We start from the raw sequence: 22,270 nt of genomic DNA on the forward strand, positions 1-22,270 counted from the left end.
GAAAGTGCGGCGGGCCCCTACGCGCGCGTAGCGTCGCTCTCTGTATGAAGTGACATGCCGCCGCCCCTTACGCGTCGGCCCGTAGCGCTTTAGTCTGATCCCCTGCTCGATAGTTACTCGCGAGTTAAACAACTGGCCGAACCACTGCCCGTGAGTCACCCAAGCCGCAACTGACAGCCGCACCGCCGCGGGCCCCGGAGGATGTCGTGAGCGACACACAGACACTGATCGAGAACCGTCCGCCGTCCGTCGCGACCCTCTTCCTGGAACGCGTCGACGCCACACCGGACGCCGAGGCGTACCGCTACCCCGTACCGCCGGCGTCCGGGCAGGGCCCCGACGACTGGAAGTCGCTGAGCTGGGGACAGACGGCCGAGCGCGTCCACGCGATCGCGGCCGGTCTCATCGAGCTGGGCGTGCGGCCGGAGCAGCGGGTGGCGCTGGCCTCCTCGACCCGGGTCGAGTGGATCCTCGCCGACCTGGGCATCATGTGCGCGGGTGCGGCCACGACCACGATCTACCCGCAGACCAACGCCGAGGAGTCGGCCTTCATCCTCTCCGACTCCGAGAGCCGGGTGCTGATCGCGGAGAACGCCGACCAGCTCGCCAAGGCGGTCGAGAAGCGCTCCGAGCTGCCCGAGCTGCACCACGTGGTGGTCATCGACCCGGCCGGCGTCGAGACCGGCGACTGGGTGCTCACCCTCGCCGAGCTCGAGCAGCGCGGTGCCGCGTACCTGGAGAAGCACCCCGAGCTGATCAAGGAGCGGGTCGGGGCCATCACCAAGGACCAGCTGGCGACGCTGATCTACACCTCCGGCACCACCGGCCGCCCCAAGGGCGTCCGCCTCCCGCACGACAACTGGTCGTACATGGCGAAGGCGACTGCCGCGACCGGGCTGATCAGCGCCGAGGACGTGCAGTACCTGTGGCTGCCGCTCGCGCACGTCTTCGGCAAGGTGCTCACCTCCGGGCAGATCGCGGTCGGGCACGTCACCGCCGTCGACGGCCGCGTCGACAAGATCATCGAGAATCTGCCGGTGGTGCAGCCGACCTACATGGCGGCCGTCCCGCGCATCTTCGAGAAGGTCTACAACGGCGTCGCCGCCAAGGCCCGCGCCGGCGGACCCGCCAAGTACAAGATCTTCCAGTGGGCCGCCGAGGTCTCCCGCGAGTACGCCAAGGTCTCGCAGGACAACTTCCGCCGCACCGGCACCCACTCCGTGCCCTTCGGCCTCGGCGCCAAGCACAAGGCCGCCGACGCGCTCGTCTTCGCCAAGATCCGCGAGGCCTTCGGAGGCCGGCTGCGGGCGTGTGTGTCCGGGTCGGCCGCCCTGGCCCCCGAGATCGGCTACTTCTTCGCCGGCGCCGGCATCCACATCCTGGAGGGCTACGGCCTCACGGAGTCCTCGGCCGCCTCCTTCGTCAACCCCGGCGAGGCCTACCGCACCGGCACGGTCGGCAAGCCGCTGCCCGGCACCGAGGTGCGCATCGCGGAAGACGGCGAGATCCTCCTGCGGGGCCCCGGCATCATGCAGGGCTACCACCAGCTCCCCGAGAAGACCGCCGAGGTCCTGGAGTCGGACGGCTGGTTCCACACCGGCGACATCGGCGAGCTGTCGCCCGACGGCTATCTGCGCATCACCGACCGCAAGAAGGACCTGATCAAGACCTCGGGCGGCAAGTACATCGCGCCCGCCGAGGTCGAGGGCCAGTTCAAGGCCGTGTGCCCGTACGTCTCCAACATCCTCGTGCACGGCGCCGACCGGAACTTCTGCACCGCCCTCATCGCCCTCGACGAGCCGTCGATCCTCGAGTGGGCCAAGGAGAACGGGCTGGCGGGCAAGTCGTACGCCGAGGTGGTCGCCGCGCCGGTCACCGTCGAGATGGTCGACGGCTACGTCCGGCAGCTCAACACCGGCCTCCAGCGCTGGCAGACCATCAAGAAGTTCCGCCTCCTGCCGCGCGACCTCGACGTGGAGCACGGCGAGATCACCCCGAGCCTGAAGCTGAAGCGGCCGGTGGTGGAGCGGGAGTACAAGCACCTCATCGACGAGATGTACGCGGGGTCGCGGGAGGCGTGAGCCCGGCGGCACGGGCGGTGCCCCGCGGGGGGTCCGCCCGTGCCGGCGTCCCGACGGACGGTTACGGAGTCGACAGCAGCGACACGACCGGGCGTTCCGGGCGGCAGCCTTCCAGGTAGTGCTGAAGGTCGCGGTGGAGGAACGTGTATCCGCCGCCGACCCTCTGGAGCAGCACCCTGTCCTCGCCGGAGCGCAGCAGCCGGTCCAGGTCGGGGGCAGCAGCCCGGAGGCCCGGGCGCCGTAGTAGGCCGCGCGGTGCCGCAGCCAGGCACGTCCCGGTCCGGCGGTCATCATGAGCGCCATGGTGATGGGCAGCGCGGCGAGGATCGCGTCCCACGGCCCGTCCAGCCAGGCCGTGACGACCGCTCCGGCCAGGACGAGGTGATGAGGACGAGGAGGAGGCGGGCGAGTCGTCCCAGGGAGGCCTGTAGTGCACCGCCCCGGACGGCCGGGGGTTTGTCGTGGTCGGGCGTGTTGCCTCCGGCGAGCACGCCCCCGCAGCCGAGGACGGCCGTCACGGCCAGGCACTCACCGACCGTGGCCCCGGTCGTGATCAGGACGGAACCGACCAGCAAGGCGAAGAGCACGCAGCTCATCAGCCCGCGCAGGACCCCGTTCACCGACCAGGCCCAGCTGGTCGCGGCATAGATGTCGTAGGTGTCACGGCCGACCACCGGTGAGCCCAGCAGTTCGGCCCGACGCGACTGGAACACCACCCCGAACAGCAGGGCCACCCCGCCGCCCAGCACCAGGGCCCCGCAGAGTGCCGCCGGCAACGCGCCCGTGACCGCGTGCACCGGCGCCCCGAGCGGAGCTCCCGTCAGGGCCCCGGCCAGTGCGCACAGTCGGCCGCCGACCAGTCCGGTGCTGGTGTGGTCCCAGCCGAGCCACCGGGCGATCCGGGCCCGTGGGCCGCGTCCTGGTGTCAGGGGCCACGGAGGGCGTCGGTCGGGGAGCCAGGCGGGGGTCAGCAGGTCCGGGTAGAAGATCGTCTGTCCCTGGCGCGACATCAGCCGGGCCAGCCACACCAGGTGGAAGTAGGTGTTCTCGGGCCCGAAGGCGGCCGGCCCACCGGCTTGGTCGGCCGTGGCCCGCAGTGCCCGCACCCTGCGGAGCATCTGGTGGACGTAGAGCCCGAACAGCGCCTTGCGGTAGTCCCCGCTGGGCAAGCGCGTCCCCGGCTCCGCCTGGGCGAAGGCGAGGACGGCCACGCCGAGCATGAGTCCGCTGGGCGTTCTGCGCCGCGTTCGCCACCGTCGTGGCGACGGCGGTCGGGGTGGCCTTCCGTCAGGACGCCGCCGGTGCGACGACCGTGGTCGGCGACGGCAACCGCGTCGCCGGGACCGGGGCGCACCACAACGACTTCGGTGACCGGCTCCCGCCCGCCGCCGAGCCCCGGACCGGCACGCCCTCCACGCCCCCCGCACCCGGCGCGCCCTCCACGACTGCCGGCGGCGTCCGTGTGCACGGCAACCAGAACCGAGTCGCCGGTTCCCACGCCTCCCACAACCGTTTCGGCGACGGGGCCGCCCCGGCGGACGACGAAGTCGGCGAGGCCGACCCCGACCCGGTGTGACGTCCGCGAGCGGCCGGTCATTGCCGCTCGTGGCGCATCTCCGTCAGCAACTCCTCCACCAGCCGTATGCGGTGGCGCAGCGCTCCGGCGACCGCCGAGCCGTCTTCCCGGACCAGGGCGTCCATCTCCGCCAGATGGGACGTGAGTTCCCCGAACCGCTCCCGCTCGCGGCCGAGCAGCCGCTCCAACTGCCGGTTCTTGCGGTACAGGTCCAGGAACACGCTGACCTTCGCCCTGAGCACCCACGGGTCGAACGGCTTGGTCAGGTAGTCCGCCGCGCCCGTCGCGTAGCCGCGGAAGGCGTAGCCGGAGTCCTCCTCCGCGCCGGTCAGGAAGATGATCGGGACGTCCTTGGTCTGGTCGAGCCGCTTGATGTTGGCGGCCGTCTCGAAACCGTCCATGCCCGGCATCCGCACGTCCAGCAGGACGAGGGCGAACCGCTGCCGCAGCAGCGCCTTCATCGCCTCCTCGCCGGACCGGGCGCGGACCAGCGGCTCGTTGAGGGAGCCCAGGACGGCCTCCAGGGCTATCAGGTTGTCCTCCATGTCGTCGACCAGGAGGATGCCGGCACGCTCGCCGGTCCCTGTCTCATGCACCGGTCGTCTCACTCACCCGTCGGCTCCTCGGTGTCGGCGCTCCTCTCCGGGTCCAGCAGCGCGCAGACCACGGTGAGCAGCCGGTCGACGTCCACCGGCTTGGGTACGTAGTCGTTGGCGCCGCGCGCGATGGACTTCTCCCGGTCGCCCGGCATGGCCTTCGCGGTCAGGGCGACGATGGGCAGGCCCGCCCAGCGGGGGGTACGGCGGACGGCGGCGATCGTCTCGTAGCCGTCCATCTCCGGCATCATGATGTCCATCAGGACCAGTTCGACGTCCGGGTTGCGTTCGAGGGTCTCGATGCCCTCCCGGCCGTTCTCCGCGTACAGCACGGGCATGCCGACCCGGCCCAGGACGTGGGTGAGCGCGAAGACGTTGCGGATGTCGTCGTCGACGATCAGCACCCGCCGGCCAGGCAGCACCCGGCCGGCGCGGCCCGTCTGCCACGCCGCCAGCTTGGCGGGCGTGGGCCAGGAGTCGTCCGCCGCGCAAGGCTCCGCCGACGGCTCCGGCGCCCGGTCGTCCGCGGTCGGGCCGGCCACCGTGTGACCGGGGCTGACGACGGGGACGTACAGCGTGAAGGTGGACCCCTTGCCGGGTTCGCTCTCCGCGACGATCCGGCCGCCGAGCAGGCCCGCGATCTCCCGGCTGATGGACAGCCCGAGTCCCGTGCCGCCGTACTTGCGGTTCGTCGTGCCGTCGGCCTGCTGGAACGCCTCGAAGATCACCGCGAGCTTCTCCGGGGCGATCCCGATGCCGGTGTCGGTGACGGCGAACGCGATCACCTCGTCGCCGTCGCGGACGTAGCGGTGGTCCGGGTCCTGCGTCCGGCTCACCCTCAGCTCGACCCGGCCCGTCGCGGTGAACTTGATCGCGTTGGACAACAGGTTGCGCAGGATCTGCTGGAGGCGCTGCTCGTCCGAGTACATGTCCCGGGGTACGGCCTCGCCGACCGCGACCTCGAACGCGAGCCCCCGGTCGATGGTGAGCGGGCGGAAGGTGGCGTGGACGTAGTCCAGCAGCTTGATCAGCGGCAGCCGCTTCGGGCGGACGTCCATGCGGCCCGCCTCGATCTTCGACAGGTCCAGGATGTCGTTGATCAGCTGGAGCAGGTCGGAGCCGGAGCGGTGGATCGTCGTCGCGAACTGGACCTCCTGGTCGGAGAGATGGCCGTCCGGGTTGTCGGACAGCAGCCGGGCCAGGATCAGCAGCGAGTTCAGCGGGGTGCGCAGCTCGTGCGACATGTTGGCGAGGAACTCCGACTTGTACTGCGACGACGTCGCCAGCAGCGCGGCCTTCTCCTCCAGTTCCGCGTTGGAGCGCTGCAACTCAGCCTGCTGTTCCTGGAGTTCGTCGGAGCGCTCCTGGAGCTGCATCGCCAGCCGCTGGGACTGGCCGAGGAGGGACTCCGTACGGGAGTTGGCGATGATCGTGTTGATGGCGACGCCGATGGTGTTCACGAACTGGTCGAAGAAGGCCAGGTGCACATCGGAGAAGCGGGAGAAGGAGGCGAGTTCGATCACGCCGAGGAGCTTGTCCTCGAACAGGATCGGGATGATGACGATGGTCGTGGGGGCCGCCTCGCCCAGACCGCTGTTGATCTTGATGTAGTCCGGCGGGGCCTCCTCCACCAGGATCCGCTTCTTCTCCCGGGCCGCCTGACGGACCAGGCCGTGCACCGGGAGACCGCCGGTCTCGACGGTCGCGCCCTCCGCCGACCCGTACCCGGCGATGAACGCCAGCCCCTTCGCGGGCACGGCGCTGCGGACCGCCGGGTCCTCCTCCGGGTTCGCCAGGTAGAAGGCGCCGTACTGGGCGTTCACCAGCGGGGTCAGCTCCCGCAGGATCAGGTCGGCGACCTCCATCAGGTCCCGGTGGCCCTGCATCAGCGCGGCCAGCCGGGCCAGGTTGGACTCCAGCCAGTCCTTGGCCCGGGTGGTCTCGCGCAGGTTGGCCACCATCAGGTTGATGTTGTCCTTCAGCTCGGCGACCTCGCCGCGCGCCTCCACGGTGATCGACCGCGACATGTCGCCCTGGGCGACGGCGGAGGCGACCTCGGCGATGGCGCGGACCTGGGTGGTCAGGTTCGACGCGAGCTCGTTCACGTTCGTCGTCAGGCGCTTCCAGGTGCCGTACACGCCCTCCACCCGCGCCTGACCGCCGAGCCGGCCGTCGCTGCCGACCTCGCGGGCCACGCGGGTGACCTCCGAGGAGAAGGAGGACAGCGTGTCGACCATGGTGTTGATGGCGGTCTTCAGCTCCAGGATCTCGCCCCGGGCGTCCACGTCGATCTTCTTGGACAGATCGCCGTTGGCGACGGCCGTGGTGACCTGCGCGATGTTGCGGACCTGCGAAGTGAGGTTGTCCGCCATGGAGTTGACGTTGTCGGTCAGGTCCCGCCAGACCCCCAGGACGCCCAGCACCTGGGCCCGGCCGCCCAGCCGGCCGTCGGTGCCCACCTCGCGGGCCACGCGGGTCACCTCGTCGGCGAAGGCGCGCAGCTGCTCCACCATCGTGTTGACCGTGTCCTTGAGTTCGAGGATCTCGCCGCGCGCGTCGACGGTGATCTTCTTGGACAGGTCGCCGTTGGCGACGGCGGTGGTGACCTGGGCGATGTTGCGGACCTGCGAGGTCAGGTTCAGCGCCATGAAGTTGACGTTGTCCGTGAGGTCCTTCCACACCCCCGAGACGCCCCGGACCTGCGCCTGGCCGCCGAGGTTGCCCTCGGTGCCGACCTCGCGGGCGACCCGGGTGACCTCGTCGGCGAAGGCGGAGAGCTGGTCGACCATGGTGTTGATCGTGGACTTCAGCTCCAGGATCTCGCCCTTCGCCTCCACCGTGATCTTCTTGCCGAGGTCGCCCTGCGCGACGGCGGTCGAGACGAGCGCGATGTTGCGGACCTGGGAGGTCAGGTTGTCCGCCATGAAGTTGACGTTCTCCGTCAGGTCCTTCCACACCCCGGACACCCCGCGCACCTGCGCCCGCCCGCCCAGATTGCCCTCGGTGCCGACCTCACGGGCCACGCGCGTGACCTCGTCGGCGAAGGCGGAGAGCTGGTCGACCATGGTGTTGATCGTGGACTTCAGCTCCAGGATCTCGCCCTGCGCGTCGACCGTGATCTTCTGGCTCAGGTCGCCGTTGGCGACGGCGGTGGTGACCTGGGCGATGTTGCGGACCTGCGAGGTCAGGTTCGACGCCATGAAGTTGACGTTGTCGGTGAGGTCCTTCCAGACCCCGGACACACCCCGTACCTGCGCCCGGCCGCCCAGCCGGCCCTCGGTGCCGACCTCGCGGGCGACCCGGGTGACCTCGTCGGCGAAGGCGGACAGCTGGTCCACCATCGTGTTCACGGTGAGCTTCAGCTCCAGCAGCTCGCCGGTCGCCTCCACCGTCACCGTCCGGGTCAGATCGCCGCGTGCCACCGCCGTGGTCACCAGGGCGATGTCGCGGACCTGCGCGGTCAGCCGGGCCGCCATCGTGTTGACCGCCTCGGTCACGTCCCGCCAACTGCCCGACAGTCCCCGCACCTTCGCCCGCCCGCCGAGCCGCCCCTCGGTGCCCACCTCGCGCGCCACCCGGGTCACCTCGCCGGTGAACAGGGACAGCTGGTCGACCATCGTGTTCACCGCCCGGCCGAGCCGCCGCAGATCGCCCCGTAACTGACGGCTGCCGTCGTGCAGGTCGACCCGCTGGGTCAGGTCGCCGCCGGCCACCGCGTCCAGCACGCGCGTGGCGTTGGCCGCCGGGGCCACCAGGGCGTCCAGGATCTGGTTCACGTCGTTCACCCGGGATGTCCAGGCGCCCTGCCCCGGGCTCGCCGAGACCCGCTCGTCGAGCCGGCCGTGCCGCACCAGCTCCCGCTTCACCCGCCGGACCTCCGAGTTGAAGTGCACACTGCGGTCCATCACCTGGTTGTAGACCGCGATGAGTTCGGCGACGATCCCGTGACCCGTCTCCGGTACCTTCGTGAAGTCGCCGTCCCGGGCGGCGGTCATCGCGGCGAGCAGCGGGCCCAGTTCGGACGCTCGGAGTTCGGATGCTCGGACTTGTTCCGTTTTCTGTCCGTCTTCGAGCACACGCGTGCCAGTGTTCTCACTCATGGCGGCCCACTTCGGTAACTCGGCGCTTATGGGCGCAGCCAGTCTGTCACTCTGTCCGCAGTCACCGAGACGCATTCGTCTGAAGTTCGTCCGATCTGCTCGGGGAGTCGGCCATGGGCGCCATACCGACGCAACGGGAGACCGTCTCCCGTGCCTCTGATGTGCCCGCGCACGGGGGCGCGGGGGAGCGTACGGAGATATGCGCGACCCTTCCCGGAAGCCCCCTCGCACCCGGATCCGCCCGCGCACTGCTGCGCGCGGCGCTCGCCGAGTGGCACGACCTCGGCCTCGCGCCCTCCCAGCGGCTCGCCGACGACGCCCTGGTGGTCGTCAGCGAACTCGTCACCAACGCCGTCGTGCACGCGGGCACCGACGTCGAGCTGATCTGCCGCCTGGAGGAGACCGGCGCGCTCGTCGTCGAGGCCTGCGACCACCACCCCTCCCGCGCCCCGCGCCGCGGCGGCACCGAGACGCCGCACGAGCCCCCCGAGTACGGCCGCGGCCTGCGCCTGGTCGCCACCCTCGCCGAGGCCTGGGGCGTCACCTACCGCACCGGCGCCAAGACGGTCTGGGCGCGCCTGCCCGCCGAGGACAGGCCGGCCGCCCAGGAGCCCGAGGCCTACGCCGCCGACCGCGGGCTGGAGGTCGCCGGGATCCTCGCCTTCGACCCGCCCCCGCTCTCCACCGCACTCGATCGGGGCGACCCCCACCGCGCCGAACGCGATCGCGAATGGCTCGGCCGCGGCGCCCTGTCCTTCCTCGCCGAGGCCTCCGACCTGCTCGCCGGACAACTCGACGAGAACCTCGTCGCCGCGCTCACCGGACAGCTGCTCGTGCCCCGGCTCGCCGACTGGTGCGCGGTGTGGCTGGAGGACGAGTCGACCGTGACCGGGACGGCCGGGCCCCGGCTGGCGCGGGTGTGGCACGGCAGCGAGAACCGCATAGAGGAACTGCGCCGGGCCCTGGAGAAGGACCCGCCGTGCCCCCGGGACGGCTTACGGTCCGGCCCCGAGCCCTACCCCTGGCCCGGCGAGGCGCTCGGCCCGCACGGCACGGACGGCTCCGCGCTGGCGTACCGGCTGATCGCGGGCGGCCGTCCGCTGGGCACGCTGGTGATCGGGCGGTGCGGACCGACGGCCTTCCCCGACGAGATCACCGGCCTGGTCGAGGACCTCGGCCGCCGGGTGGCGCTGGCCATCGGCGCGGCCCGTCAGTACGCCCGCCAGGCCACCATCAGCGCCGTCCTCCAGCGCGGGCTGCTGCCCGGCGCGGTCGCCGAGATCCCCGGCGTGAGCAGCGCACTCGTCTACGAGCCGTGCGACAAGGGCGGCCCCAGCGGCGACTTCTACGACCTGTTCCCGGCGGGCGACGGCCGCTGGTGCTTCGCGGTCGGCGACGTACAGGGAAAGGGGCCGGAGGCCGCCGTGGTGATCGGGCTCGCCCGCCCCTGGCTGCGGCTCCTCGCCCGTGAGGGCTACCGCGTCGCCGACGTCCTCGACCGCCTCAACCAGCTCCTCCTCGACGACGCCACCGAGGCCGCCGACGCCGCCGCCCGCGCCCTGGTCGCCGCCGGCGGCCGCCCCGGCGACGGCCCGCAGACCCGCTTCCTCTCCCTGCTGTACGGCGAGCTCGCCCCCTTCGACGGCGGTGTCCGCTGCACCCTCGCCTCCGCCGGGCACCCCCTGCCGCTGCTCCTCGGACCCGACGCCCGGGTCCGTACGGTCGCGAAGCCGCAAACGCTCCTCGGGGTCATCGAGGACGAGACGTACACCAGCGAGACCTTCGAGCTGCGCCCCGGAGACACCCTGCTGTGCGTCACGGACGGGGTGACCGAGCGGCGCTCCGGCTCCCGCCAGTTCGACGACGGAGACGGGCTCGCGCGGGCGCTCGCGGGCTGCGCGGGGCTGAGCGCCGAGCTGATCGCGGAGCGCATCCGCCGGCTGGTGCACGAGTTCGGCGGCGGCCTGCCCGAGGACGACCTGGCGCTGCTGGTGCTGCGGGCGGAGTAATCCCGCCGGTACGGGACAATGGAGGGCATGCCCTCCGCACTCCCCGACGGCGAGCCCGTCCCCGCCGACGGTGCCCTGCCCGCGCCCGCGCTCGCCGGGGCCGCCGGCTGGCCCCTCGGCTTCTACCTGCACGTCCCGTACTGCGCGACCCGCTGCGGCTACTGCGACTTCAACACCTACACCGCCACCGAGCTGCGCGGCACCGGCGGCGTGCTCGCCTCCCGCGAGAACTACGCGGACACCCTGACGGACGAGATCCGCCTGGCCCGCAAGGTGCTCGGCGACGACCCGCGCGAGGTCCGCACGGTGTTCGTCGGCGGCGGTACGCCCACGCTGCTGGCCGCCGACGACCTGGTACGGATGCTGGGGACGATCCGGGACGAGTTCGGCCTGGCGGCGGACGCGGAGGTCACCACCGAGGCGAACCCGGAGTCCGTGGACCCGGCGTACCTCGCGCGGCTGCGGGAGGGCGGCTTCAACCGGATCTCCTTCGGCATGCAGAGCGCGCGGCAGCACGTGCTGCGCGTGCTCGACCGGACGCACACCCCGGGCCGCCCGGAGGCCTGCGTGGCGGAGGCACGCGCGGCGGGCTTCGAGCATGTGAACCTGGACCTGATCTACGGCACCCCGGGAGAGTCCGACGACGACTGGCGGGCCTCGCTCGACGCGGCCCTCGGCGCCGGGCCGGACCACATCTCGGCCTACGCCCTGATCGTCGAGGAGGGCACCCAGCTCGCCCGCCGCATCCGCCGGGGCGAGGTCCCCATGACGGACGACGACGTCCACGCCGACCGCTACCTGATCGCGGAGGAGCGGCTGTCGGCGGCCGGCTTCGACTGGTACGAGGTCTCCAACTGGGCCACCTCCGAGTCGGGCCGCTGCCAGCACAACGAGCTGTACTGGCGGGGCGCCGACTGGTGGGGCGCGGGGCCGGGGGCGCACTCGCACGTGGGGGGCGTCCGCTGGTGGAACGTGAAGCACCCGGGGGCGTACGCGGCGGCCCTGGCGTCGGGTCGCTCACCGGGCGCCGGGCGGGAGCTCCTGTCCGACGAGGACCGGCGGGTGGAGCGCATCCTGCTGGAGCTGCGCCTGCGGGAGGGTGCGCCGCTGTCCCTGCTGAAGGAGGAGGGCCTGGCGGCCTCCCGGCGAGCGCTGGGGGAGGGGCTGCTTGAGGCGGAGCCGTACGAGGAGGGGCGGGCGGTGCTGACGCTGCGGGGGCGGTTGCTGGCGGACGCGGTGGTGCGGGACCTGGTGGACTGATTCGGCGCCCACCAGGGCGTCAGGCCCCACCGCTGGCCGTGACGAAGTCGATCAGTTCCTCCACCCGGCCCAGGAGCTCCGGCTCCAGGTCCCTGTAGGACCCCACCCGCTTGAGGATCGCCTGCCACACCGCCCCGGTGTTCTCCGACGGCCAGCCCAGCGCCCGGCAGACCCCCGTCTTCCAGTCCTGGCCGTGCGGCACCCGCGGCCAGCCCGGAATCCCCAGGGCCGACGGCTTCACGGCCTCCCAGATGTCGATGTACGGGTGGCCGACCACCAGGGCGTGTTCGCTGGTCACCGACTCGGCGATGCGCCATTCCTTCGTGCCCGGGAGCAGGTGGTCCACCAGGACACCCAGCCGCGCGTCCGGCCCCGGGCCGAACTCGGCCACGATGGCGGGCAGGTCGTCCACGCCCTCCAGGTACTCCACGACCACGCCCTCGACGCGCAGGTCGTCGCCCCACACCTTCTCGACCAGTTCCGCGTCGTGCCGGCCCTCGACGTAGATGCGCCCGGCGCGGGCCACGCGCGCGCGTGCGCCGGGGACGGCGACCGAACCGGAGGCGGCGCGGGTGGGGCGTACCGGAGCCGAGGACGACGGCCGCACCAGCGTGACGACCCTGCCCTCGAGCAGGAACCCGCGAGGCTCCAGCGGAAACACCCGGTGCTTGCCGAAGCGGTCCTCCAGGGTGACCGTGCCCGCCTCGCAGCGGATCACCGCGCCGCAGAAGCCGGTGCCGGGCTCCTCCACCACCAGACCGGCCTCCGCCGGGACCTCCGGGACGGGCTTCGGCTTCTTCCAGGGAGGGGTCAGGTCGGCGGAGTACTGGCGCATTCGGCTGACGATAGGAGAAGCGGTACCGCCATCAGGGCGACACGCCGAAACGCGCCGCCAACTCGTCGCGCTGCCGCCGCACGAACGCCGCGTCCACCACCGCTCCGTGACCGGGCACGTACAGCGCGTCCTCGCCGCCGAGGTCCAGCAGCCGGTCGAGGGCGGCGGGCCACTGGGACGGTACGGCGTCGGGGCCGGCCTGGGGTTCGCCGGACTCCTCGACCAGGTCGCCGCAGAACACCACCTCGGGCTCGCCGGGAACCGAGCCGGGGACGAGGACCACGAGGTCGTGGGCGCTGTGCCCCGGGCCCACGTTGGCCAGCAGCGCCTGGCGGCCGTCGCCGAGGTCGAGGGTCCACTCGCCCGAGACCAGATGGCGGGGCACGGGAAGAGCGTCCACCGCCTCGTCCGCCTCCGCCACCGGCAGGCCCTGCCGCACGGCGTCCAGGCGGAGCTCCGCGCGCTCGTGCGTGAACAGCGCGTCCATGCCCACCGCCGCGAACATCTCCGCGCCCGCGAAGGCCGCCGCACCGAGGACATGGTCGAAATGGGGGTGGGTGAGCGCGAGATGGGTCACACGGCACCCGGCCAGCTCCTGCGCCTGAGTGCGCAGGAGCGCGCCTTCGGCGAGACTCGACCCGGCGTCCACCACGAGCGCCGTACCCTCGCCGACGACCAGTCCCGTCGTGCAGTCCCAGTGCGGCAGCCGGACCCGTCCCACCCCGGCGGCCACCCGCTCCCACCCCAGCTCTTCCCAAGTCACCGTCATACCGCGACGCTATCGGGTACGACCGCGCCCCGGCACGGCGGCACGATCCGGCCTTGCCCGGGGTGTACCCCACGGCCGTACACTGGGCCGGGGAACGCTGGCACTCGCACGCACAGAGTGCCAGGCGAAGGGCCCGAGGGCCGCAGGGGACGACTTTCTGGAGGTGTGCGCGGATGCTGAGTGAACGCAGGCTTCAGGTGCTGCGCGCCATCGTCCAGGACTACGTCGGCACCGAGGAGCCCGTCGGCTCGAAAGCGCTCACCGAGCGGCACAGCCTCGGCGTCTCCCCGGCCACCGTCCGCAACGACATGGCGGCCCTGGAGGACGAGGGGTACATCGCCCAGCCGCACACCAGCGCCGGGCGCATCCCCACCGACAAGGGCTACCGGCTCTTCGTCGACAAGCTCGCGGGCGTCAAGCCGATGACCGCCCCCGAGCGGCGGGCGATCCAGAACTTCCTCGACGGCGCCGTCGACCTCGACGACGTCGTGGCCCGCACGGTGCGGCTGCTCGCGCAGCTGACCCGGCAGGTCGCGGTCGTGCAGTACCCCTCGCTGACCCGCTCGACCGTGCGGCACGTGGAGCTGCTCTCGCTCGCCCCCGCGCGCGTGATGCTCGTGCTGATCACGGACACCGGCCGGGTCGAGCAGCGGATGATCGACTGCCCGGTCCCGTTCGGCGAGATGTCCCTGGCGGACCTGCGCGCGCGGCTCAACAGCCGGGTCGCGGGCCGCCGGTTCACGGACGTGCCGAGGCTGGTCGAGGACCTCCCGGAGGGCTTCGACATAGAAGATCGCGGTACGGTCTCGACCGTGCTCTCCACTCTTCTGGAGACACTCGTCGAGGAGAACGAGGAGCGGCTGATGATCGGCGGTACCGCCAATCTCACCCGTTTCGGACATGACTTTCCCCTCACCATCAGGCCGGTGCTCGAAGCACTGGAGGAGCAGGTCGTCCTGCTCAAGTTGCTGGGCGAGGCGAAGGATTCGGGCATGACCGTGCGCATCGGCCACGAGAACGCCCATGAGGGACTCAACTCCACGTCGGTGGTGTCGGTCGGCTACGGTTCGGGCGGCGAGGCTGTTGCCAAGCTCGGCGTGGTCGGACCGACCCGCATGGACTACCCGGGAACGATGGGAGCGGTACGCGCAGTGGCACGGTACGTCGGACAGATCCTGGCGGAGTCGTAAGTGGCCACGGACTACTACGCCGTTCTCGGCGTGCGCCGCGACGCGTCGCAGGAAGAGATCAAGAAGGCCTTCCGCCGGCTCGCTCGCGAGCTGCATCCGGACGTCAATCCTGATCCGAAGACGCAGGAGCGGTTCAAGGAGATCAACGCCGCTTACGAAGTGCTGTCGGACCCGCAGAAGAAGCAGGTCTACGACCTCGGCGGCGATCCGCTCTCGCAGGCCGGCGGCGCCGGCGCGGGCGGTTTCGGGGCCGGTGGCTTCGGCAACTTCTCCGACATCATGGACGCCTTCTTCGGTACGGCGTCCCAGCGCGGCCCGCGCTCGCGGACCAGGCGCGGCCAGGACGCGATGATCCGCATCGAGGTCGAGCTGGACGAGGCGGCCTTCGGGACGACCAAGGACATCCAGGTCGACACGGCGATCGTCTGCAACACCTGCAACGGCGAGGGCGCCGCGCCGGGCACGACCGCCCAGACGTGCGACATGTGCCGCGGCCGCGGTGAGGTGTCCCAGGTCACCCGGTCCTTCCTGGGCCAGGTCATGACCTCGCGCCCCTGCCCGCAGTGCCAGGGCTTCGGCACGGTGGTGCCGACGCCGTGCCCGGAGTGCGCCGGCGACGGCCGCGTACGCTCCCGGCGGACCCTGACCGTGAAGATCCCGGCCGGTGTCGACAACGGCACCCGCATCCAGCTCGCCGGTGAGGGCGAGGTCGGGCCGGGCGGTGGTCCCGCCGGTGACCTGTACGTCGAGATCCACGAGCTGCCGCACTCCACCTTCCAGCGGCGCGGCGACGACCTGCACTGCACGGTCACCATCCCGATGACCGCGGCGTGCCTCGGCACCAAGGTGCCGCTGGAGACGCTGGACGGCATGGAGGAGGTCGACATCCGTCCGGGCACCCAGTCCGGTCAGTCGATCCCGCTGCACGGCCGGGGCGTCACGCATCTGCGCGGCGGCGGCCGGGGCGACCTCATCGTCCACGTCGAGGTCCAGACCCCGACCAAGCTCGACCCCGAACAGGAACGCCTGCTGCGCGAGCTGGCCAAGCTGCGCGGCGAGGAACGCCCGCAGGGGCAGTTCCAGCCTGGGCAGCAGGGGTTGTTCTCGCGGTTGAAGGACGCGTTCAACGGGCGCTGAGGTCCCGTTTTACGGTCCCTGACCGCTGATAATGCCGCTGGCATATGTCAGGGGAAGGCCGGATTCGGACTTGTTCGGAGGACGTGACAACATGCCGTCATGTCCTCCGCACTGACCGATCTCTTCACTTATCCGATCGTGCAGGCCCCCATGGCGGGCGGTGTCTCCGTGCCGCAGCTCGCCGCCGCCGTCTCCGAGGCGGGCGGGCTCGGGTTCCTCGCCGCCGGGTACAAGACCGCCGACGGCATGTACCAGGAGATCAAGCAGCTGCGGAGCCTGACCGGCCGCCCCTTCGGCGTGAACCTCTTCATGCCGCAGCCGGAGTACGCCGAGTCCGGTGCGGTCGAGGTCTACGCCCACCAGCTGGCCGGCGAGGCCGCCTGGTACGAGACCGAGCTCGGCGACCCGGACAGCGGCCGGGACGACGGCTACGACGCCAAGCTCGCCGTGCTGCTGGACAACCCGGTGCCGGCGGTCTCGTTCCACTTCGGCGTGCCGAGCCGGGACGCGCTCGACTCGCTGCGCCGGGCCGGCACCGTCACCCTGGTCACCGCGACCACCGCCGAGGAGGCCCTCGCGGTGGAGCGGGCCGGGGCCGACGCGGTCATCGCGCAGGGCGTGGAGGCCGGCGGCCACCAGGGCGCCCACCGGGACATCCAGGAGAACGACCGCTCCGGCATGGGCCTCCTCTCACTGATCGCCCAGGTCCGCGAGACCGTGAGCATCCCGATCGTCGCCGCCGGCGGCATCATGCGCGGCAGCCAGATCGCCGCGGCCAGGGCGGCCGGCGCGAGCGCGGCCCAGCTGGGCACCGCGTTCCTCGCCACCCCCGAGTCCGGCGCGAACGCCCTGCACAAGCAGGCGCTGACCAACCCGCTGTTCGCCCGCACCGAGCTGACCCGCGCCTTCTCCGGCCGCCCGGCCCGCGGCCTGGTCAACCGGTTCCTGCGCGAGCACGGCCCGTACGCCCCCGCCGCCTACCCGGAGGTCCACCACCTGACCTTGCCGCTGCGCAGGGCCGCCGCCAAGGCCGGAGACGCGCAGGGCATGGCGCTGTGGGCGGGCCAGGGGCACCGGATGGCGCGCGACCTGCCGGCCGGGCAACTGGTCGAGGTGCTGGCCGCCGAGGCCGAGGCGGCGACGACAGCGTTGTCCCAGGGCGGTGCCCGATGACCGCGCCCGTCTTCGTGGTCGACTCCCTGGAGGGTGTGGGCCCCGGCTCGGTCATCGACGTGACGGGCCCCGAAGGGCGGCACGCGGTCTCCGTACGGCGGCTTCAGCCCGGCGAGGCCGTGGTGGTCACCGACGGGCAGGGCCGGGGGGCGGCCGGGGTCGTCCTCAGCGCGGAGGGCAAGGACCACCTGGTCGTCGAGCCCTTCGAGTTCCCGGTGGAACCCGAACCCAGCCCCCGGATCACCGTCGTCCAGGCCCTGCCCAAGGGCGACCGCGGTGAGCTCGCCGTGGAGACGATGACCGAGACCGGCGTCGACGCGGTCGTGCCCTGGGCGGCGTCCCGCTGCATCACCCAGTGGAAGGGCGAGCGCGGTCTGAAGGCGCTCGGCAAGTGGCGCGCCACCGCCCGCGAGGCCGGCAAGCAGTCCCGGCGGCTGCGCTTCCCGGACGTCGCGGACGCGGCGACGAGCAAGCAGGTTGCCCAGCTTCTCGCCAAAGCCGACTTCGCCGCCGTCCTGCACGAGGACCGGGACTACCCGAGCGAGTCGCTGGCCGCCGCCGAACTCCCCGCCGAGGGCGAGATCGTGCTGGTGGTAGGGCCCGAAGGAGGTGTCTCCCCGGAGGAGTTGGCGCTCTTCGAGGAGGCGGGCGCGAAGGCCTACCGGCTCGGGCGTACCGTACTGCGTACATCGACCGCCGGGACCGCCGCGGTGGCCCTGCTCCTGGGCCGTACCGGCCGCTGGTCCTGACCGCTGGGGGAAGACCGTGGAACTCGCCCAAGTACGGCTGCTGGTCAGCGACTTCGCCGCCTGCTACCGGTTCTACGCCGAGGTGCTCGGCCTGAAGCCGCAGTCCGGCGCGTCCGGGGGGCCGTACGAGAAGTTCAGCCCCGCCACCGGCTCCGCCGGAATCGCGATACAGGACCGCTCGATGATGGCCGAGGTCCTGGACGAGCTGGGCGACACCGCGACAGGCCACCGCTCCCTGGTGGTGCTGCGCGTCGACGACCTCGACTCCTACTGCGCGGAGATCACCGGCCGCGGCGCCACCCTCCTGCACGGCCCGGCCCCCATGACCGAGCGCATGCGGGTCGCCCACCTCAAGGACCCGGAGGGCAATGTGGTGGAACTCCAGGAATGGCTGCTGCTGCGCACCTGACGGAGCGCCACTCGAAGGTGGGGCGTCCGAACACTCGAGTGGCCATATGCGCCCTACCGCCCCGTCCCCGTCGGTGGCACGCTGCCCTGCATGGGGGCTTTCAGGCACATTCGGTACCGGCCCCGCCGGGCGCGGGCGGCGGCAGTGGCGGGGCTCGCGGCGGTGGCCGTGGGCGGCGTCGTGGCGTGCGAGCCGACCGATCTGAGTTCGGCGTCGGTGGCGTACACGACGGACAGGACCGCGACCGCGGAGCTGGAGCGGCAGCACGTGAAGGTGCAGTGGCTCACCTGCACGGGCAGCTACGGCGGCAAGGGCTACACCCCGGGGAAGACACCGTCGCCGAGCGAGAGCACGGTCGTCACCGTCGACTGCCAGGGACAGACGGACGACGGACGGAAGATCACCGTCACCGGCAAGGTCACCAAGGCCGTCGACGGCGCGTGCGTACGCGGCGATCTCACCGCGAAGGTCGGCGGCAAGGAGTGGTTCCACGTGGACGGGCTGGGCAACTGCGACGCCAAGCCCGGACCCACGTACACCCCGCCCGTCACCTACCGGCCCTCGAACGGGCAGCCCCGCCCCACCGTCACCGTCACGGTCACCAGGACCATCTGGTGCAAGGGCGACCCGACCTGCTGGCCCGTCGAGGGCAAGTGATCGGAAACCGGACCCGCGGACGCCGTCCGCTGCGTAGGGTGATCGGGTGACCCAGGGCGCATCCACCACGACAGCGGCAACCCCGGCATACCTCCGATACCCGCACGTGCGAGGCGAGTTGGTCGCCTTCACCGCCGAGGACGACGTGTGGCTCGCCCCGCTCGACGGCGGGCGGGCCTGGCGGGTCAGCGCCGACAACGTACCGGTGACCCATCCGCGCATCTCGCCCGACGGCACGACGGTCGCCTGGACCTCCACCCGCGACGGCGCCCCCGAGGTGCACATCGCCCCCGTCACCGGCGGCCCGGCGAAGCGGCTGACGCACTGGGGGAGTTGGCGCACCCAGGTGCGGGGCTGGACCCCCGGCGGACAGGTCCTGGCGCTCAGCACCCAGGGCCAGGCCAGCCTGCGCCGCAGCTGGGCCCACGCGGTCCCGCTCGACGGCGGACCCGCCTCCACCCTGCCGCACGGGCCCGTCGGGGAGGTGGCGTACGGCCCGGCCACCGTGCTGCTGTCCGCGCCGATGGGCCGCGAGGCCGCCTGGTGGAAGCGCTACCGGGGCGGTACGGCGGGCAAGTTGTGGATCGACCGGGCCGCCGAAGGCGAAGCCGCCGGAGGTGAAGGAGGAGCCGGCGAGTTCGTACGGCTGCACGAGGAACTCGACGGGAACATCGAGTACCCGGTGTGGGCGGGGGAGCGCATAGCCTTCCTGTCGGACCACGAGGGCACCGGAGCGCTGTACTCCTCCCTCGCCGACGGCTCCGACCTGCGCCGGCACACCCCGCTCGACAGCTTCTACGCCCGGCACGCCGCGGGCGACGGCACCCGCGTCGTCTACACCGCCGCCGGTGAACTGTGGCTCCTGGACGACCTGGACGGCGCCGAGCCCCGCCGGCTCGACATCCGGCTCGGCGGGCCGCGCCTGGACCTCCAGTCGCACCCGGTGAACGCCGGCCGCTGGTTCGACTCCGCCGCCCCCGACCACACCGCGCGCGGCAGCGCCGTCGAGGTGCGCGGCGCCGTCCACTGGGTCACCCACCGCTCCGGGCCCGCCCGCGCGCTCGCCGCGCGGCCCGGCGTCCGGGCCCGGCTGCCCCGGGCCTTCCGCGCCGACGGCGAGGAATGGGCGGTGTGGGTGACCGACGCCGAGGGCGACGACGCCCTGGAGTTCGCCCCCGCCACCGGACTCGCGCCCGGCGCCACCCCCAGGCGGCTCGCCGCCGGACAGCTCGGCCGGGTCCTGGAGCTGACCATGGCCCCCGACGGCAGCCGGGCCGCCGTCGCCGCGCACGACGGACGGCTGCTGCTCGTCGAGCGGGAGACCGGCGAGGTCCGCGAGGTCGACCGCAGCGAGGACGGCGAGGTCTCCGGGCTGGTCTTCTCTCCCGACTCGGCCTGGCTCGCCTGGTCCCACCCCGGCCCCCGCCCCCTGTCCCAGCTGCGGCTCGCCCACACCACCGACCTGTCGGTCACCGACGCGACCCCGCTGCGCTTCCAGGACTACGCGCCCGCCTTCACCCTCGACGGCAAGCACCTCGCCTTCCTCTCCACCCGCGCCTTCGACCCGGTCTACGACGAGCACGTCTTCGACCTGGCCTTCGTCGTCGGCTCCCGCCCCTACCTGATCACCCTCGCCGCCACCACCCCCTCGCCGTTCGGCCCGCAGCGGCACGGCCGCCCCTTCGACGCGCCCGACAAGGACGAGACCCCCGACAGCGAGGGCACCCCGGCCACCCGGATAGACCTGGAGGGGCTCGCCGACCGGATCGTGCCCTTCCCGGCCGAGGCCGCCCGCTACTCCAACCTGCGCGCCGCCAAGGACGGGGTGCTGTGGCTGCGCCACCCGGTGCGCGGCGTCCTCGGCGCCTCCCGGGCCACCCCCGACGACCCCGACCCCAAGACCGAACTGGAGCGCTACGACCTCGCCCAGCAGCGCATCGAGCACCTCGCCGCCGACGCCGACCACTTCGAGGTCAGCGGCGACGGCAAACGCGTCCTGCTGTGGACCGACGGCCGGCTCCGGGTCGTCCCCAGCGACCGGCGCGCCTCCACCGACGACGACGGCGACGCCTCCGTCACCGTCGACCTCGCGCGGGTGAGGCAGACCGTCGACCCGGCCGCCGAGTGGCGCCAGATGTACGACGAGACCGGCCGCATCATGCGCGACCACTTCTGGCGGGCGGACCTGGGCGGCGTCGACTGGGACGGCGTCCTCGACCGCTACCGCCCGGTGCTGGACCGCATCGCCACCCGCGACGACCTCGTCGACCTGCTGTGGGAGGTGCACGGCGAACTCGGCACCTCGCACGCGTACGTCACGCAGTACGGCGCACACGGCGGCGGCCCCCGGCAGGGCCTCCTCGGCGCCGACATCTCCCGCCACGAGGACGGCAGCTGGCGCATCGACCGCATCCTGCCCGCGGAGACCTCCGACCCCGACGCCCGCGCCCCGCTCGCCGCGCCCGGCGTCGCGGTGCGCGCCGGGGACGCGATCGTCGCCGTCGCCGGGCACCCCGTCGACCCGGTGACCGGTCCGGGCCCGCTGCTCGTCGGCACGGCCGGCCAGGCGACCGAGCTGACCATCTCACCCGCCGGCGGCGGCGAGCCGCGGCACGCGGTGGTGGTCCCGATCGCCGACGAGGAGCCGCTGCGCTACCACGCCTGGGTCGCCGACCGGCGCGCCCACGTCCACGAGCTCTCCGGCGGCCGGCTGGGCTACCTCCACGTGCCCGACATGCAGGCCCCCGGCTGGGCCCAGATCCACCGCGACCTGCGGGTGGAGGTGGCTCGCGAGGGGCTCGTCGTCGACGTCCGGGAGAACCGCGGCGGCCACACCTCCCAGCTGGTCGTGGAGAAGCTGGCCCGGCGGATCGTCGGCTGGGTCCGGCCACGCGGCCTCAGGCCCTACAGCTACCCGCAGGACGCGCCCCGGGGCCCGGTCGTCGCGGTCGCCAACGAGTTCTCCGGCTCCGACGGCGACATCGTCAACGCGGCGATCAAGGCGCTGGGCATCGGTCCGGTCGTCGGCACCCGCACCTGGGGCGGGGTCGTCGGCATCGACAGCCGCTACCACCTGGTCGACGGCACGCTGATCACCCAGCCCAAGTACGCCTTCTGGCTGGAGGGTTACGGCTGGAGCGTGGAGAACCACGGGGTCGACCCGGACGTGGAGGTGGTCCAGCGCCCGCAGGACTGGGCCGCCGGCCGGGACGTCCAGCTGGACGAGGCGGTGCGGATGGCGCTGGCCGCGCTGGAGGACAACCCGGCGAAGACCCCGCCGTCATCGCCGAGCCTGGACTGACACCCCGGGTCGATACGATGCCCCCGTACTGGATCACCGGCGTGAGGAGGCACACGCATGGCAGGGCAAGAAGGCGGCACGCCGCAGGACGACTGCCTGTTCTGCAAGATCGTCGCGGGGCAGGTTCCGGCGACGATCGTCCGTGAGACCGAGACGACCGTCGCCTTCCGCGACATAAACCCCCAGGCACCCACTCACGTGCTGGTGATCCCCAAGGCGCACTACCGGGACGCCGCCGCGCTCGCCGCCGGCGCACCGCAGCTCGCCGCCGACGTCCTGGCCGAGACCCAGGCGGTCGCCGACGACGAGAAGCTGGAGAGCTACCGCGTCGTCTTCAACACCGGCAGCGGCGCAGGCCAGACGGTGTGGCACGCGCACGCCCACGTCCTGGGCGGCCGCGGCCTCCAGTGGCCCCCCGGGTAAGCAGC

The 22,270-nt window shown here is 72.4% G+C and carries 17 protein-coding genes; 12 read left to right on the forward strand and 5 right to left on the reverse strand.

From position 1 onward, the window contains the following. The first annotated feature begins 206 nt into the window (after window positions 1-206). Window positions 207-2,081, forward strand: coding sequence for a long-chain fatty acid--CoA ligase (locus ABZ915_RS07255; RefSeq protein WP_361797185.1), 1,875 nt, complete (start codon window positions 207-209; stop codon window positions 2,079-2,081). Between the two features lie 290 nt (window positions 2,082-2,371). Here ABZ915_RS07255 and ABZ915_RS07260 read toward each other — a convergent pair whose 3' ends face one another. Then, entirely contained in the window at window positions 2,372-3,301 is a 930-nt protein-coding gene (locus tag ABZ915_RS07260) for a hypothetical protein (RefSeq protein ID WP_361797188.1), read from the reverse strand. A gap of 38 nt (window positions 3,302-3,339) precedes the next feature. On the opposite strand from ABZ915_RS07260, the gene ABZ915_RS07265 reads away from it, so the two are divergent. Then, the gene (locus ABZ915_RS07265) at window positions 3,340-3,657 is read left to right on the forward strand and encodes a hypothetical protein (RefSeq protein WP_361797191.1); all 318 of its coding nucleotides are present in this window, start codon (window positions 3,340-3,342) and stop codon (window positions 3,655-3,657) included. Between the two features lie 17 nt (window positions 3,658-3,674). Here the strand turns inward: ABZ915_RS07265 and ABZ915_RS07270 are convergent, their stop codons facing one another. Beyond that, entirely contained in the window at window positions 3,675-4,253 is a 579-nt protein-coding gene (locus ABZ915_RS07270; RefSeq protein WP_361797194.1) for a response regulator, read from the reverse strand. A gap of 8 nt (window positions 4,254-4,261) precedes the next feature. Next, complete coding sequence (locus tag ABZ915_RS07275; protein WP_361797751.1) at window positions 4,262-8,248, reverse strand: HAMP domain-containing protein; 3,987 nt, start codon at window positions 8,246-8,248, stop codon at window positions 4,262-4,264. A 218-nt stretch (window positions 8,249-8,466) separates the two neighbouring features. On the opposite strand from ABZ915_RS07275, the gene ABZ915_RS07280 reads away from it, so the two are divergent. Further along, window positions 8,467-10,362, forward strand: coding sequence for a SpoIIE family protein phosphatase (locus ABZ915_RS07280; protein ID WP_361797197.1), 1,896 nt, complete (start codon window positions 8,467-8,469; stop codon window positions 10,360-10,362). Window positions 10,363-10,389: 27 nt separating this feature from the next. After that, window positions 10,390-11,622 (forward strand): radical SAM family heme chaperone HemW, encoded by a 1,233-nt coding sequence (gene hemW, locus ABZ915_RS07285; RefSeq protein WP_361797200.1) that lies wholly within the window; start codon window positions 10,390-10,392, stop codon window positions 11,620-11,622. Between the two features lie 19 nt (window positions 11,623-11,641). Here the strand turns inward: hemW and ABZ915_RS07290 are convergent, their stop codons facing one another. Then, window positions 11,642-12,457: a DUF3097 domain-containing protein gene (locus ABZ915_RS07290; RefSeq protein WP_361797203.1), complete on the reverse strand. Its 816-nt coding sequence runs from the start codon at window positions 12,455-12,457 to the stop codon at window positions 11,642-11,644. A 31-nt stretch (window positions 12,458-12,488) separates the two neighbouring features. After that, the gene (locus tag ABZ915_RS07295) at window positions 12,489-13,226 is read right to left on the reverse strand and encodes an MBL fold metallo-hydrolase (protein ID WP_361797206.1); all 738 of its coding nucleotides are present in this window, start codon (window positions 13,224-13,226) and stop codon (window positions 12,489-12,491) included. A gap of 173 nt (window positions 13,227-13,399) precedes the next feature. On the opposite strand from ABZ915_RS07295, the gene hrcA reads away from it, so the two are divergent. From hrcA to ABZ915_RS07335, 8 genes are all read left to right on the forward strand, one after another. Beyond that, on the forward strand, window positions 13,400-14,416 hold the full coding sequence (hrcA, locus tag ABZ915_RS07300; RefSeq protein WP_361797209.1) for a heat-inducible transcriptional repressor HrcA: 1,017 nt from the start codon (window positions 13,400-13,402) through the stop codon (window positions 14,414-14,416). Then, window positions 14,417-15,553 carry a molecular chaperone DnaJ gene (gene dnaJ, locus ABZ915_RS07305; protein ID WP_361797212.1) on the forward strand — a complete coding sequence of 379 codons (1,137 nt, stop codon included), beginning with the start codon at window positions 14,417-14,419 and terminating at the stop codon, window positions 15,551-15,553. A 99-nt stretch (window positions 15,554-15,652) separates the two neighbouring features. Then, window positions 15,653-16,726, forward strand: coding sequence for a nitronate monooxygenase (locus tag ABZ915_RS07310; protein WP_361797215.1), 1,074 nt, complete (start codon window positions 15,653-15,655; stop codon window positions 16,724-16,726). Beyond that, on the forward strand, window positions 16,723-17,475 hold the full coding sequence (locus ABZ915_RS07315) for a 16S rRNA (uracil(1498)-N(3))-methyltransferase (RefSeq protein WP_361797218.1): 753 nt from the start codon (window positions 16,723-16,725) through the stop codon (window positions 17,473-17,475). Before ABZ915_RS07310 ends, ABZ915_RS07315 begins: the two co-directional genes overlap by 4 nt. 16 nt (window positions 17,476-17,491) lie before the next feature. Beyond that, entirely contained in the window at window positions 17,492-17,884 is a 393-nt protein-coding gene (locus tag ABZ915_RS07320) for a VOC family protein (RefSeq protein ID WP_361797221.1), read from the forward strand. Window positions 17,885-17,974: 90 nt separating this feature from the next. Further along, on the forward strand, window positions 17,975-18,541 hold the full coding sequence (locus tag ABZ915_RS07325; protein ID WP_361797224.1) for a hypothetical protein: 567 nt from the start codon (window positions 17,975-17,977) through the stop codon (window positions 18,539-18,541). Between the two features lie 46 nt (window positions 18,542-18,587). Further along, window positions 18,588-21,842, forward strand: a complete 3,255-nt coding sequence (locus ABZ915_RS07330) for a S41 family peptidase (RefSeq protein ID WP_361797226.1) — start codon at window positions 18,588-18,590, stop codon at window positions 21,840-21,842. Between the two features lie 57 nt (window positions 21,843-21,899). After that, window positions 21,900-22,265 (forward strand): histidine triad nucleotide-binding protein, encoded by a 366-nt coding sequence (locus ABZ915_RS07335; protein ID WP_361797229.1) that lies wholly within the window; start codon window positions 21,900-21,902, stop codon window positions 22,263-22,265. Window positions 22,266-22,270: the final 5 nt, after the last annotated feature.

The sequence above is a fragment of the Streptomyces sp. NPDC046915 genome (assembly GCF_040644935.1).
Taxonomy (GTDB): domain Bacteria; phylum Actinomycetota; class Actinomycetes; order Streptomycetales; family Streptomycetaceae; genus Streptomyces.

Bases quoted from the DNA above. Each gene is read 5' to 3' on its own strand.
- hrcA (WP_361797209.1), top strand. From the start codon at position 13,400: ATGCTGAGTGAACGCAGGCTTCAGGTGCTGCGCGCCATCGTCCAGGAC.
- ABZ915_RS07280 (WP_361797197.1), top strand. From the start codon at position 8,467: ATGGGCGCCATACCGACGCAACGGGAGACCGTCTCCCGTGCCTCTGAT.
- ABZ915_RS07275 (WP_361797751.1), bottom strand. From the start codon at position 8,248: ATGACCGCCGCCCGGGACGGCGACTTCACGAAGGTACCGGAGACGGGT.
- ABZ915_RS07310 (WP_361797215.1), top strand. From the start codon at position 15,653: ATGTCCTCCGCACTGACCGATCTCTTCACTTATCCGATCGTGCAGGCC.
- ABZ915_RS07290 (WP_361797203.1), bottom strand. From the start codon at position 12,457: ATGCGCCAGTACTCCGCCGACCTGACCCCTCCCTGGAAGAAGCCGAAG.
- ABZ915_RS07335 (WP_361797229.1), top strand. From the start codon at position 21,900: ATGGCAGGGCAAGAAGGCGGCACGCCGCAGGACGACTGCCTGTTCTGC.
- ABZ915_RS07260 (WP_361797188.1), bottom strand. From the start codon at position 3,301: ATGCTCGGCGTGGCCGTCCTCGCCTTCGCCCAGGCGGAGCCGGGGACG.
- hemW (WP_361797200.1), top strand. From the start codon at position 10,390: ATGCCCTCCGCACTCCCCGACGGCGAGCCCGTCCCCGCCGACGGTGCC.
- ABZ915_RS07325 (WP_361797224.1), top strand. From the start codon at position 17,975: ATGGGGGCTTTCAGGCACATTCGGTACCGGCCCCGCCGGGCGCGGGCG.
- ABZ915_RS07295 (WP_361797206.1), bottom strand. From the start codon at position 13,226: ATGACGGTGACTTGGGAAGAGCTGGGGTGGGAGCGGGTGGCCGCCGGG.
- ABZ915_RS07315 (WP_361797218.1), top strand. From the start codon at position 16,723: ATGACCGCGCCCGTCTTCGTGGTCGACTCCCTGGAGGGTGTGGGCCCC.